The 13,689-nt window shown below is 46.9% G+C and carries 13 protein-coding genes; 6 read left to right on the forward strand and 7 right to left on the reverse strand.

The features are described from left to right. From GLO7428_RS25270 to GLO7428_RS25280, 3 genes are all read right to left on the reverse strand, one after another. On the reverse strand, positions 1-504 hold the full coding sequence (locus tag GLO7428_RS25270; protein WP_041919577.1) for a hypothetical protein: 504 nt from the start codon (positions 502-504) through the stop codon (positions 1-3). After that, a complete protein-coding gene (locus GLO7428_RS25275) occupies positions 494-2,788 on the reverse strand; it encodes a M23 family metallopeptidase (protein WP_155824130.1) in 2,295 nt (764 codons plus the stop codon). The genes GLO7428_RS25270 and GLO7428_RS25275 overlap by 11 nt, the downstream gene beginning before the upstream one ends. Before the next feature lie 96 nt (positions 2,789-2,884). Next, positions 2,885-3,187 carry a hypothetical protein gene (locus GLO7428_RS25280; RefSeq protein WP_015328639.1) on the reverse strand — a complete coding sequence of 101 codons (303 nt, stop codon included), beginning with the start codon at positions 3,185-3,187 and terminating at the stop codon, positions 2,885-2,887. Between the two features lie 349 nt (positions 3,188-3,536). Here GLO7428_RS25280 and GLO7428_RS25285 point away from each other — a divergent pair, with 349 nt between their 5' ends. Then, positions 3,537-4,130, forward strand: a complete 594-nt coding sequence (locus GLO7428_RS25285) for a class I SAM-dependent methyltransferase (RefSeq protein WP_015328640.1) — start codon at positions 3,537-3,539, stop codon at positions 4,128-4,130. A gap of 25 nt (positions 4,131-4,155) precedes the next feature. Then, positions 4,156-5,952 carry a DNA polymerase gene (locus GLO7428_RS25290; protein WP_015328641.1) on the forward strand — a complete coding sequence of 599 codons (1,797 nt, stop codon included), beginning with the start codon at positions 4,156-4,158 and terminating at the stop codon, positions 5,950-5,952. Positions 5,953-5,955: 3 nt separating this feature from the next. Here GLO7428_RS25290 and GLO7428_RS25295 read toward each other — a convergent pair whose 3' ends face one another. The 4 genes from GLO7428_RS25295 to GLO7428_RS25310 all read right to left on the reverse strand — a co-directional run bounded on the left by GLO7428_RS25295 (position 5,956) and on the right by GLO7428_RS25310 (position 9,494). Then, entirely contained in the window at positions 5,956-7,596 is a 1,641-nt protein-coding gene (locus GLO7428_RS25295) for an ATP-binding protein (protein WP_015328642.1), read from the reverse strand. A gap of 220 nt (positions 7,597-7,816) precedes the next feature. Continuing rightward, a complete protein-coding gene (locus tag GLO7428_RS25300; RefSeq protein ID WP_015328643.1) occupies positions 7,817-8,188 on the reverse strand; it encodes a hypothetical protein in 372 nt (123 codons plus the stop codon). Continuing rightward, positions 8,188-9,117, reverse strand: a complete 930-nt coding sequence (locus GLO7428_RS25305) for a relaxase/mobilization nuclease domain-containing protein (protein ID WP_015328644.1) — start codon at positions 9,115-9,117, stop codon at positions 8,188-8,190. Before GLO7428_RS25305 ends, GLO7428_RS25300 begins: the two co-directional genes overlap by 1 nt. Then, a complete protein-coding gene (locus tag GLO7428_RS25310) occupies positions 9,114-9,494 on the reverse strand; it encodes a hypothetical protein (RefSeq protein WP_015328645.1) in 381 nt (126 codons plus the stop codon). Before GLO7428_RS25310 ends, GLO7428_RS25305 begins: the two co-directional genes overlap by 4 nt. Before the next feature lie 665 nt (positions 9,495-10,159). Between GLO7428_RS25310 and GLO7428_RS25315 the strand changes: the two genes are divergently transcribed. The 4 genes from GLO7428_RS25315 (at position 10,160) to GLO7428_RS25330 (ending at position 13,667) form a co-directional block, all read left to right on the forward strand. After that, positions 10,160-11,293: a ParM/StbA family protein gene (locus GLO7428_RS25315; protein WP_015328646.1), complete on the forward strand. Its 1,134-nt coding sequence runs from the start codon at positions 10,160-10,162 to the stop codon at positions 11,291-11,293. Then, positions 11,290-11,772, forward strand: coding sequence for a hypothetical protein (locus GLO7428_RS25320; protein WP_015328647.1), 483 nt, complete (start codon positions 11,290-11,292; stop codon positions 11,770-11,772). Before GLO7428_RS25315 ends, GLO7428_RS25320 begins: the two co-directional genes overlap by 4 nt. A 91-nt stretch (positions 11,773-11,863) precedes the next feature. Continuing rightward, a complete protein-coding gene (locus GLO7428_RS25325; RefSeq protein ID WP_015328648.1) occupies positions 11,864-12,700 on the forward strand; it encodes a mobilization protein MobD-like protein in 837 nt (278 codons plus the stop codon). Positions 12,701-12,731: 31 nt separating this feature from the next. After that, positions 12,732-13,667, forward strand: coding sequence for a DUF6753 family protein (locus tag GLO7428_RS25330; RefSeq protein WP_015328649.1), 936 nt, complete (start codon positions 12,732-12,734; stop codon positions 13,665-13,667). Positions 13,668-13,689 lie beyond the last annotated feature (22 nt).

Consider the following 13,689-nt stretch of genomic DNA (forward strand, 5'->3'; position numbering starts at 1 on the left):
TTAATCCAAGGTTGCAGGTACAGCAATACCTAGCCGTTTCAGCGCCCAGGTTTCTTCCGCAAACCACTGCTCGGCGGATTCTGAAGCGGAGATTGCTTGTTGTTGGAGTGCCGATCTACCCATTTCATTGAGTTCTTTGCGGTATCTTTGTAGAGTCAGTTGTTGTGCCACAGCTAAAGGCATCGAACCAGCTAGAGGAGTGCGATCGCCTGTGGGGTTGTAAAACAAGCGCTGGCAAGTTTTGCCTGTCGCTGCAACCACTAGGTCGGTTGCATCTTCATCCCCCTGCTCGTAAGCAGCCAAGAGATAGTAAGCTTGTGCTTGCAGTCTAGCAGTACCGATCTGTTCAACTCGCTCAAGCCCAAGGGGTGCGATACAAGTTTGATAAGAAGGTAGACGGGCTTGAGCTGAATGACAAAAGGCTGTTGCGATCGCGGTGGCTAGCCCCATCGCAAATAGCAGAATAATTCTGAAAATCTGATGCATTGCTTCGTCAACTTGCAAAGTAGTTTCGTGGATTCACTGCTCGACCGCTAAACGGGTTGCCTGCAATCGCTCCTTCTCTCATTTCAATGTGGAGAGTGGACGAACCAGTAAGAGCGATTAGGTCGCCCTGTTTGACTTTAGTACCGACTATCGGTTGGATAGAAGTCACGTGCGCGTATCGGGTTTGCCGTCCGTTGTCGTGTTCCAGCACAATTGTGTTGCCATAGCCTTCTGCGTGTCCTGCATAAATGACTTTCCCTTCTGCTGCGGCATAGATAGGCGTGGTTTCAGCCACCTCCACGTCAATGCCTTTGCTGTGCTGGTTGCTTGCCGCAACCGCTGGTGCGCCAAACTCGCGCACTACGCGATAGGAGTCTCGAACTGGGAAAATCGCAATTGGCAAAGAACCAGCCCTACCAATTGGAGCACACGTCAGAGTGGTGTTGCTAGCCTGATAACGAGCTGCTACTTGCCTTCCGTAGTCTCTGAGGCTCAAACTTCCCAGCGTATCCGAGCTACTTCCATCAACAGCACTGTAGAGACCACCAAAATGCATCTGGGCAACTCGCTCAATCAAGCGACCGCCTGTGAAGAACTGGCCTGTCGTAGGGTCAATTTCTTGGCTGGCTCGTGCGATTGCGCTTGATAGAGAACTGTTGAATGCTCGGTTTTGATCTTCTGGTGGGAAATACTGCATCAATTCGGCTGGGGCCGGTTCGTACCCCCTACTGACTTGCTTCAAAAAGTCCTGTCCGTTTGGTTTAGCTGCAATTAAACTAGTAGCGTACTCGTTATAGCTCATGAACTGGTAGCGACCGAGTCCGCGCCCGCAGTTTCCACCCCCGTCAGCGCAGGTGTAAACGCCGATCGCCATAAAGTCACCACTGGCAGCACTTTCAATTGAGGCGATCGCCTCCGACAGTTCGCTCAACTTGAGCGTAGAACCATTGGCAGAAGTGAAGCAGTCTGGTGTCAGCAGGTTGCTAGTGCCAGTTTGCCCACCACCATAGGAACTGGACATGCTGCGGGTAGCGCCTGTAGGTTGGGACGAGGCAGAAGAATTTCTCTTCTCCTCCAGAAGGCCAATGAAAATAGGTGCATTAACCTTATAGGTGAAAAAGGGTATCGGACCAATGAAGTAGGGGGTGCAGCCAAGATCGGGAATTCCTCGGTTACAGAAGCGAAAAAACAACGCCGTATCTACCGTATCTGTTGCCTCATCTGGTTCTGTTACCACTACTTTGAAAGCAGAACCAAAAGGGTGGCGTCCGGTCGGTTCCTTTCCACCATTAACTGCGCCTAGGATGCCAAAACCACCTTCAACTTCCTGGTATTTGCCAGAGATCCACTGCTTACCTTCTAAATTAGCTCTAGCACCTCGCCCTGCGTTCTCCAGATCGTCGAGTTCGATGTAGGCGCAGTCCTTTTCGTCACAAGGTACAGAATACCCTTGTTGGTCTGAACCGGAAACGGTGTTATTTCGATGCATTTCCGACGAACCGTAGATCGTGTCAATCCGCATTACCACCGAGCCAACTTCTGTAATTGGAGTCGGGAAGTCAGAAAAAGCAACTTGGTTGAGGCTTGGCACGTTGCTAACAAAGCTATTTTGCCAGTTCGCAAAATTTTGCAGCTCAATTGCTCTTAAGCTGGGAATGGAATCAATACTAAACGTTGACAAGTCAATTTGATTGAGCTGTAACTGACCAAGCCTTGGATTGGTGACAATATAAGCCAAAGTTGCAGAGCTGCCAACCGTATTACCCAGTTGGGTTTGAAGTAGCTTTGCAACTGGAGGCACATCTGCAACTGTTAGATTGCCCAGACCTGGCACAATCTTCACCAATTGTTGGAGAGTTTGCTCTCCTGCCAGCGTAAAAGCATCTAAAGAAACTTGAGAAAGGTTCAGTTCAGTGAGTTGACTAATAGCATCTAGAGAAAATACCTCTAAACTGAGAGCATCTGAAAGATCGCCCAGCTTCAAGTATTGATCGGGAGTCATGCCAGCACTCCAGTTCCGGCTGAGATCGTACCCTACCGTCTTAGTGTAGGCACTACCATCAAATGAGCCGTTAGAGGCGATCGGTGGCATACTGGCTAAGCTAATTTTGCTCCAATCTGGCAACAGCACGTTAGTAGTTCTCTCGCCCATCGGGACTTCCCAAACTCGTGTTGGGAACCGTCCCGACTCTGCTTTTGCAACTGCTGCCCAACCGGACCAAGCAACTGTAATCAAAATGAATACAACAAGCACCTTGCTCAAGTGCTTTACCACATCAGCAGTCATAACAAATATTGCCAAAGTAAACAATCGCTAGACAGCAGAAATTGTCTAGTTTTTCAAGGCTAGAAAGCGAATGATATTTAGTTGTCCAATGTTTTAGTACCTAAAGTTCAACTACAGTTCAAAATCCTCGTACTTGTAGCCCTTTTCGGCTGAAGGATTGTTAAATTGGGGATTAGGATTAGCAGCAGTCTCGGTGTAGGGCGAATCGGCGTGGTTCACTTCAAACACGTTCTCCTGGTAGCCGTTGCTGAAAAGATCTTCTTGCCAGCTGCTATCTCCAGCTCCAAACACGTTGGTGCCACCATAGCCTTCAGTCTCATACCCATTCGATCCATAACCATTAGAGTCGTAACCGCTAGAACTGTAGCCATTCGTGGTGTAGTTTTCGTCTTCGGGTAATCCGTAAGTATTCATTTCAGTTAAATCTTTAAATCAAGTACCGCAGCCCTACTATAAATGTATTATTGTTAATTCTAATTATCAGTATTTTTGAGTAAATTTCAAATTATCTTTATACATAGTTTAAAAAATATCCAGTTATAAATAAACAATAAAAGTCTTAATATTTCCATACTTTGTAAGGAAATCAAGAATCGAGTAAAAATCATGTCAAGTTTTCTTAAGGTATTAGTAAGGTTATAAAAATCACAAAGTTTTAATTAGAGAGCAAACGAGCTTTCTGCCTAGCTACCGCTTTTAATTAAGTGCGTTTTTATGCTTGCCCAAGTGCTTGGCAGCGGGATTTTTCTAAGTTTGTAGTTTCATGATACCGACTCACCTTTATCCTCTCTATCAGTCCATTACTCAAAACCCGCCTTATGGTTGGTTTCCAAGCTCTCCCGATCTAATTGAGCGAATGCTAAAGCTAGCAACGATTACGCTCGGAATGCGAGGGCTTGACCCATCTGCTGGTTCTGGAACTTTAGCTTGTGCAATGCGCGAACGAGGGGCAGTTGTGGACGCGATCGAGATCGACCCCAATTTTCAAATGTTGCTGAAGCAGCAGGGATTCAATCTCGTTGGCACTGACTTCTTGACTACCGAACCTCAAACGCTCTACGACATCATTCTTGCCAACCCACCGTTTTCCGATCGCCACACCAGAGGGGTAGATCTGGAACACATTCAACGTGCATTCCACCTATTTCTTGCTCCTGGCGGTCAATTGGTGACAGTTGTCAGCGCATCGATGAATTGCAAGAACTGTCCTCGTGCGAGAGCGTTTCGAGCCTTCTTGCAACGCATTGATGCACAAGTAGAGAAATTGCCACTAGAGATTTTTTGGCAGAGCGATCGCCCAGTAACGGTTGAAAGTTTCTTAATTTCAGCTCGCAAGCTACCGCTGCACGCTAAGTAATTTCCAACTCCAGATTTACGTCTCCATGATATGCGCTCTAACTTCCACACTGCGGGATTACTCAACTCCTAATTACCTTCTGATTCAAGATGAAAAAACCCTAGCTCGGCAGCTCAAGGCAATTCAAAGCACTGCTCTATTCGGGATTGACTGTGAAACGACAGGACTCGATCCCAAGCGCGATCGCCTCCGGCTGGTGCAGATTGCCGTTCCCCACGCGAGAGTCCTGCTCATCGACTTATTTGCGATCGCACCAAAGCACCTCAAACCGCTTCGGCAACTCTTAAACAGTCCTGCCCTGAAAATAGGACACAACCTGAAGTTTGAGTGGCAATTCCTTACTCAAGCTGGATTAGGGTTAGCTCATCCTTTCTTCGACACGCAACTAGCATACCGAATCTGGAGTGCGGGGATCAAAACTAAACTGTCTCTCAAATCAGTTGCTAGCAAACTGCTGGGAGTGAAATTAAATAAATCATTGCAGCACAGTAATTTTGCTCAAGCTGAATTGACCTCCCAGCAACTCCGATACGCTGCGATCGATGCAGCCATTCTGCTGGATCTATATCCCATCCTGCACGGCAGACTCAAACAAAGCCAACTGCTCGAAGTCGCTCGATTAGAGTTTAGTTGTATCCCTGTCACCGCGCAGATGGAACTCAACGGGATGTTACTCGACCTCAGCCGTTGGCAGGGGTACGGTGCATCGTTAGAAAAGCAAAAAGCAGCCGCGCTTGCAGTGGTGAAGCAGCTTTCGATTCCTGGCAAGCAACAACTGTCGTTGTTACCAGAAATAACCGATACTATCAACCCCAACTCACCCAAACAACTCCTTGCGGCACTACAAGCGATTGGTGCGCCGATCAAATCTACAAGCGAAAAAGAACTCGTCCCGCTGGCGGGGCAATTCCCAGTCATTCAAGCATTGCTGGATTACCGCAAGCTGCAAAAGGTACTAACTGTTTTCGACACTAGCCTACCCAAACACATCCACCAGACGACGGGTCGGATTCACGCTAACTGGTTTCAATATGGAGCTAAGTCTGGCAGATATAGCTGCCGCAACCCAGCACTGCAAACCGTTCCCCGCAATAAAGCGGCACGGCAATGCTTTGTGGCTTCCCCTGGCTGTCGAATTGTCAAAGCGGACTACAGCCAAATCGAGCTACGTATTGTTGCCAAGTTGAGTGGAGATGCGCGGCTGCTGCGGGCGTATCGCTTAGGAGAAGACATTCATCGCCTGACTGCTTCACTGATTACAGAAAGACCCATTGAAGAAATCGCCCCAGAAGATCGAACGCTAGCAAAAGCGATTAATTTCGGACTGATTTACGGTATGAGTGCTGTCAAACTCCAAGTCTATGCTGAAACCAAGTACGGCATTCGCATGTCACTGGAGGAAGCTCGTCGGTTCAGGAAACGATTCTTTGAAGCATATCCGGGCATCAAACGTTGGCATGATATGCTAGCAGGACTGGTCTACGGTCATCAGAAAGTAAGTGAGATTCGCACGCTCTTTGGCAGACGCAGGCGATGGAGGAAAAAACCTCGGCTCACCGAGTTCTACAATCACCCAGTGCAAGGATTGTGTGCCGATATCCTCAAACTGGCTTTGATCGACTTAGAAACGGTTTTAATAAAGTTCGGCGCAAAGCTGATTGCTGTGGTGCATGATGAAATCCTGCTGGAGTGCCCAGAGGTTGTTGCTCTAGCGATCGCTCAACAACTCAAGCGATGCATGGAACGAGCTGCTCAGCCTTTCCTCGACCCGATCCCAGCTGTAGTAGAAGTTAAAGTGGCTGCTAATTGGGGTGGTGAATAAGGCTTACATTTCTACGTAGGGCAGTTGCGCGGGTTCCTCCTCGTCGCTCTGAAATAGCTCCTTGCGGGGTTTAGCAAATTTTGAACGATCAGGTCCTGCGACTGGCTTAGCAAACGTTGCATTATTTCTAATTTCTAACATTTGATTTTCCTCTCGAATCATAGCTGGGGTGAACTGCCACCGCTGCTGCTTCATCTCCTCAAAGGTGATTTCGAGGGGATCGCCCAGTCTTCCAGATCGATCGAGTTGGAAATATTTCTCTTCAGCCACTCGGCGCACGGCATTACCAATCTCAGCAGGCGTACACAGTCTGTATTCAGTCAGTAGTACGTGCCACTGGTCGTCAGTCCAAGGCGAAATCCCCGTTTTTTGTGCTTCGCAGAAGGCGGGAAAGTACTTGGCTAAGTGCAGGTTGAAAATGTCGTACCGCCCCCCGTCATGCGGTAGGTCTACAAAGTAAATGTCATCGACTCGGCGTTGCAACTCTAACGGTAGCATTCCCAAACGGTTGACCGTAGCGATGACAAACACCTGCGATTGATGTTCCTGCATCCAAGTCAGTAGTTTGCCCGCGCGTCTTTTGGACAATCCTCCATCTGCATTAGAATCCCAACCTGCGAATCCTTTGTCGAAATCGTCGAAATACAGAACTACAGGAGCCATCGCTTCGGCTGTAGCCAATAAAAATCGTAACTCTCGATCGGATGATATGGATGCCCAATCCACGGCCATCAGCGGCACCCCCATTTTTTTGGCTGCGAGTTTTGCTGAAAGACTCTTTCCAGTGCCAGGTGGACCCCAGAGAATTAAGCCTCTGGGAAACTTTAACCCATACTGCTTTTGTGCTTCTGGATTGAATAAAGCACTAATGCGATCGAGTCGTGTATCCAACAAGTCCAGTCCTGCTGCTGTTGGCACATCTGGATCGGCAATAAAGTCCAGTCCCCTACCACTAAGTTTGGCGAGTTTGTAAGACAGTACCATCTGGGCTAATTGCCCTACAGTTCGAGCAAAAGGAAGCGACTGAACGAGCACCAGATCGATCTCTCCCGCAGATAACCCCTGACAAGCTCTAATTAAGCGAGTTTGAGTATCAGCATCGGTTTGCAAGTTATTGTGAGATTGGCAAAACTGCTCGACTGCTTGCGTAATTTGTTGCAGGCTAGGTAAAGCATTGATCAAGACTGGGATAAAAGGCTGTAAGCTCGGCGAGAGTTCGATTTGCTCTGCCAGCAACACCCAATATTGACGAATCTTGCCCCAAGAAAGCTGTTGGAAAGCATTAGAAAGCTGATAAATCAAGTGATCGCTCAACTGCCCGCGCTCGTCAAATTGCAACACGCCTTCGAGCAAAAAAATTCCTGGTTGTGGAGTGTCAAGCAGATATTGGATAATATCGCGATCGCGCTCTGCAAGTGTTGTTGGTTGAAAAACTGTACGTACAGTATTTTCCACCTCCTGATTACCCAGTTGTTGAATGGACGAACAACCAGGATTCCAAAAATAAACAGGAAGCGATCGCTCCTCTCCCCAGCGTTGGAAGTGTTGAAAGATTTGACCTCTATCAGTCAAAAAATACTCAACCCCCACAATAAACGTGCCTCGGTCAGCTAGGGCTGTCCAATCAAACAAAGTTCTGTTCATACTGGCTTCATTGATGCTTAGTTTCGTTGCTAAATAGTTCCAGTAAATCTCCTATAAAGAAGTAACAAAATCAGTTGAAAAATTAATCGAGATAACTTAACACTGCTCTATATAAACATCGTCAATTTAACTTTGATAATCATTAGATTTAATCGATTAAATTCCAGAACTAAAAATCAATCTTTAACATAATAATAAAAAGTCTTTAAAACTTAATTTTTTATATCTGTAGCTGCCTTTGTCGTCCCCGCCTCCGTCGGTGCGTCCTTCTTTGCTGAAAGTCTTGTGGTTTTGTCTCTCCAAGATGTAAAAACCACTGAACATCTTTTTGAGTAATTAACTGCTGTATATGAATTTGGGTTTGATCGCCTGAGCGTTGGAGCATAAATAAACACCCCCGTCCTTTCACCTCCACTGTTAAGCTTTTCTCGGTCAATAATGGTTGTGCGTAAGTGATTTGATAAAGTCCTAGGTTCAATTGCCAAATATTACGGTTGGGGTCTACCAGTTTCGTTAGCCCCTGCTCGTGTGCTTGTTGAAAATAAGGAACTGCAATCTGAATAATTAACGAAGCTCGCTGTTGATTGCACATCAAAGTTCTAATTGCACCTGCTTTGCTCGGTTTTGTTGCTGACAGTTGCGATCGAGTTGCACGATAAGGGTTTTATTCTCATGCGAGTCAAATTGGGCGATCGCCTTTTCATTGGCTTCAACTTCAAAAGCCGCAGTTTGAGACGAGCCATGCTTCGTGCCAATCAGTTGCGCGATCGCCTCATCGTCTCGATCGGGTACGTAACTCACTCCTCGATACTTTTGCAAGCCAACAAATGAATAATCCCTACCTAGTTTGTTACCACTAAACGCAACTCCTTCAAGGGCATAAGAAATGCCTTGTTCGGTGACTCTGACTTCTACTCCAGCTGACTGTACCTGCTGAATGTAGTCTGGCATCGTGTCGGTGTGTGCCGTTGCCCAATTCAAAATTGGATAAAGCTTTTGACGAACACTAGGCTGCCCCAAACGCTTCTGCTGGCTAAATTCTCCAGAGGGGTGAGCGCGGTTTGGTTTGTCCCAACTTGGTTCTGTCGATTGTAAGTCATAAGCCTGTTCTAGTTGACGAATCAAAACTTCACTCCGGCGATAGTCCCAAGAATCGCTCACGATAGACCCATCCCCAATCCGAATCCGACTTGCCACCATGTGAATGTGGTCGTGAGCGGTGTCGTGGTGTCGGTAAACTACGTACTGAGAATCTCCAAACCCCATCCCTTGCAAGTAGTCTTCAGCAATATCCATCCACCGATCGTCATCCATTGTTTCGATGGGAATAACGCTTAAAGAAGCATGATAGACCGACCGCTTAAGTCGAGGATTGAGCTTGCGAGACTCGTGAAATTCCTTGACAAGCCCATCGAGTGTTACACTCCCCATATTTGTGCCAATTTGTCTTGCACCTGACTTGTTGTGTAAGTAATTGAGTATTTTGCGAAACGACGCACACTTAAACTGTTTTCCAATCATTCATCTTGCCTTTCAATCGTTGTTAAATTGACCAAGTCAGGATTTAGTACTTGCAGCTGCAATTGCCTAACCCGATCTTCTAACTCTTTCAACCATTCCACGTTGATATTAATGTCGCCTCCCTGCTTCTTTTCTTGGTTGCAGGCTCTAACAATTTGGTTGAGATGATTCCGAATCCAACCCAGCTGCAAATAAGTCTCTCGATTCAGCTGCGGCGCAGGCGGTAAAGTTTTCATCTTTAACCCAGCTCGACGAAAGTGCTCGTTTAAGCTAAGGTTGCCTGCTAATTCCTTAGCTTGTTTCTTTTCATCTGCCGTCAGGTAAATTGTCACCCGCTGGTTAGCTGGTGTTCCATCTTCTGATCGCGGTCTTCGCATAATCAAATCGATTGCATCACTACATCGCTAACAATACTGAGTTGGTACGTGGCAGTCCTCTCGCTTGCAAAAAAGCGATCGCACGACTCCATTCCCTAAGATTATTTAAGCAACTTACGTAAAATTTTTTACATATAAAAAACATGGCTTGCTACTCCGTCAACTCCACGTCCATCACCAACTAACGCACCCAACTTGGGTGAGCTTTAGGAAATTTAGACAAGTTGCATCGCAGTCCAATTGCAGGCTAATCGCGCTTTAATAAAGGTGCGATCGCAGTCCGGTCGGGGTAGGACGAGAAAAATTTTGTTAAATACATATTAATCCATGAAAATCGAGGGAGCGATCGGGGTTGGATAAAGGTTTGATGAAGGTATGTTTGGTATTTTGTAAAGGTCTAACCGCGATCAGATCGAGGAGTGATCGGGGTTGAATGAATATACCATGAAAGGGTGACAGCTTTGGGTTCAAAATTCGCCCCATCCTTGATGAAGCATTGTTTAAGTTGAAAATACTTCAGTGAATTTACGATTAAGCAAGTAAAATTAAATGCAATATACACTTCCATTTGCTATAACTTTGAGGGGAGAGTTTATACTTTCTCAGTAGTAAGTCAAGTTAGTCGCACCCTTCAATGCGATCGGCAATTCCCCTTAACTAAATCAATGGCGGATCTTACTCTCAGTTTCGATCCAGGGGCATCCCTGACCAAGGTAATTTATGAATTAGGCAATGAAGAAACTATTCGGCTCCTCTTAATGGAACCAGAGATGATTCAACTGCCTCAAAGTTCAATTGAGTCGTATTTAGTCAATCGGCAGGGGGTTGGGCAGGCTCGACCTGAAAATGAAGCCTGGGTGCAATGCGCGGGTGAATCAGAATGTCAAGTGGTGGGTTTTCTAGCTCGACAATTCCTAGCCTCCCCTCGCCTCAACCGACTCAAGTACGAATCTACCCTTCATAAAGTGCTGGCGGCGGTTGGGGCAATCGCTCAGTCTAGCGGACTTCCTAATCGCTTTTCTCTGGCGCTTGTAACTCCTTTACCGTATGGGGAGTATCGCAATCACCCGCAGCTGAAAGCTCATCTCCAAAAAGCTCTCAAAGACTTTCGGTTTCGAGGACAGCGGTTCAAAGTCAAGCTAGAAAGCTTTAATTGTCTACCAGAGGGGGCAGGGTTGGCACTAATCCAATGCCAGCAAAATGGAGTTGAGTGGTTTCAACGTCAGGCGATCGCGGTGTTAATGTTTGGACACCGCAACACCACTGCCCTGATCTTTGAACGAGGCAAAATGACCGCCGGACACACCACCAACTTGGGATTCCATCAATTGGTGCAACAGGCGATCGAGCGGACTTCTGGGCAAGAGTTAGTCTCTTTGACCGCTGCCATCTATGAGGCAGGAACTGAGTTAACTCCCAACAATCCCGTTCTGCAATCTTTAGTCAAGAGCCATAATCCAGATAACCAGGTAGTAGAACTGAAACAACTCATTGGGGCGATCGCTACGGCAAGAGTGGAATACTGGCGCAGGCTTCAAGAATGGCTGGATGCGGTGCTGCCTAGAACAATCACTCAAGTGGTGCTTTCAGGTGGTGCAGCAATGTATCTTTACCAAGAACTAGAAGACTACTTTCCCAGTACGCCAACTTACTGGGGTATGGACTTACAGCATCAAATTGAGCAAATCTTAGGCTTAGACTATCGTTCCTGTCAGTCAGGCAAGGAATCGCTGTCGTTTCGGTTAGTCGATGGGTTCGGTTTATTTTTAAAATTTAGAGCAACTCAGTCAGCTGTATGAATAAGCGTATAACCAAACAGCGCCAAGTCTTTATCTTCCGTTACCAGCCTTATGCGGACAGTTCTGATGATGTCCTTCTACGCTTTCTCGAAGCTGGAGATGGCATTCGCTGTGGTAGAGAAATGGCGATCCAGGCACTGCGGATGTGCTATTTAGCTCTAGCCTACCAATGGGCAGGCACTCTCAGCGATGAAGAACTTCGGCATGTTAGTTTGAACTGTTGTAATGCTCTAGAACAACAGCTGATGCACCTGCGACAAACGCTGCATTTGCCTGCCTCTGGCGCTTCTACTGCGAGCGCTGCTTTGGCGATCGCTCCGGTTACTACCCCTGTTAGCGCTCCCTTTGAAATAAGTCAACCCGTAGCTCCAATGGCTAGTCGTGCCAACTCAAAGCGTACTCGAGTCGTGAAATCTGATGCCCTGCTACCTGGAAAAGGCTCATTTCAAGACGAAACTGGATTATTTGACGGGATTTGATTTTGACTATTAAGCACAAAGATACAGCGTGGACACAACTGCACCGACTTGTTTAAAGCAACCTACCTAACCAAATGGAGTATTAGTTATTATGCCAACGATTCACTTTGTTGACGGCGAAAAGGGAGGAGTCGGTAAATCCCTATTTTGCCGAGTTATGGTGCAATACTGCCTTGATAAAGGATATCCGTTTACCCTAGTCGAAGCCGATCGCAGTAACCCTGATGTGGGAGAGTTTTATCCAGAAAATGTTGAAGATAAAAATGGCAAAAAGATTGTCCATTATAAACAAGCTATTTTCAGCGAATCGGAGCGCAAGCTTTATGAGGCAGACAAGATTTTTGAACTAGCGTTAGCCAAACCTGTAATTGTCAATTTGCCTGCTCAAGTCTTCACAACTGTTAATGATTGGATGGAACGCAACACGTTGTTAGATGTTAGTTCCCAGCATGGAATTGACATTTGCAAATGGTTCGTTTGCACGGGTGGTTTTGACAGTGTCAAACTGTTTGTGGAATCGGTCAATCATTTTGAAGGAAAAATTCGGCATATCCTGATTCGTAATTTGGGACTGCAAGACGATTGGTCGCACGTTTACGAGCGTAAAGAACTCAAAGATCTGATGAGCAAATACAGTATCAAAGCGATCGATTTACCTAAATTCAGCTACCGAGAGCGAGACTATATCGATGAATATCGGATCTCATTTGCCCAAGCGAGGGGACTCAATGAGTTGGGAGTTTTAGGGTTACAGCGCATCCATAAGTTTCTCAAAGAGGCGTATACAAACATCGACCAAACTGAAGTGTGGAGTAAGCCAGTGAAATCTACTCGGTCTGCTTCTAAGTCATCTAAATCAAACGCTTTGGCTGCTGCAACTGCTGAAACTCCAGCTACTGATGCCCAAGCCGTTGTGAGTGGTAAGTAACTAATTACAGTGAATAAATAGAATTCGATCTATGGCAACCAAGCCGCAAGTTGATGACGAAAACGAATTTACAGACAATGAGCTGGACGACGAAGACTTGTCCGAGTTGTTGGACGAGTCAGATACAAACGCTGCAATTGAGCCACTCACGGCTGAAGTACCTAAGAAGGCTTCAGAGAAAGTTATCTCTAATGGGATGACCCGTGAAGCAGTTAACCAACGCAAAAAGAAGCGATTGCTCTACGAACAACGGCGCAAGCAGCTCGACCGCACGATCCTGGCTTTAGCCCTGCGGGGAAAAGATGAGTCGTTCAAAGCCAAGGTCTACGAAATCGTCATCCAAACGGGACTCGATCCCGAAGATCCAGCTTTTCTGCTGCTGGTCGCTACGGGGCGATTAGAGCTGCTGCTGGAGGAATCTCCCAAAGAGCTAGAAGCGTTGTTCGACCAATGGGCTCAAGGCATTCACGCGCAACTGCAAAACTACCGAGAAGGACTGGAGCACTACGAACGAGCAGCTCTCAAAGCTCAAGAGAAGGCGATCGCCCAATCGGTGCAGGCGCTGCTCCAAAAGGCTGCTATTGACAAATTTCTACACTCGATCAATGCCATTTCCATTGCGGCTGGAGCTGTAGTACTCCTGGTAGCAGGGGGACTGGGTTCGGTGTTGGGAGTGGGGTGGACAACCTGGCAACAAGCACAGGTGGAGTATGCCCCTGGCAAACCTCGCCAGCTCACCCTAGAGGAAGTCACCGCTTTGAAGTGGGCAACCAGTTCTGAAGGGCAATTTGCCCGCAACCTGATGAGTTGGAACCAAACTCTGCTTGCCCAACAGGGATTCAGCCGCAGCCGACTGTGCGAACAAGATGCTAAACAACTCGGCGTCACACTGGAGTTGGAAGGAAGAAAAGCCAAGAGTGGGTTTTGTACCCTCTGGATTGTGCCGCCCAACCAACGCAAGTTTTGAGCGATGCAAAACTCTCTCTCAT

The organism is Gloeocapsa sp. PCC 7428 (assembly GCF_000317555.1).
Classification (GTDB): domain Bacteria; phylum Cyanobacteriota; class Cyanobacteriia; order Cyanobacteriales; family Chroococcidiopsidaceae; genus Chroogloeocystis.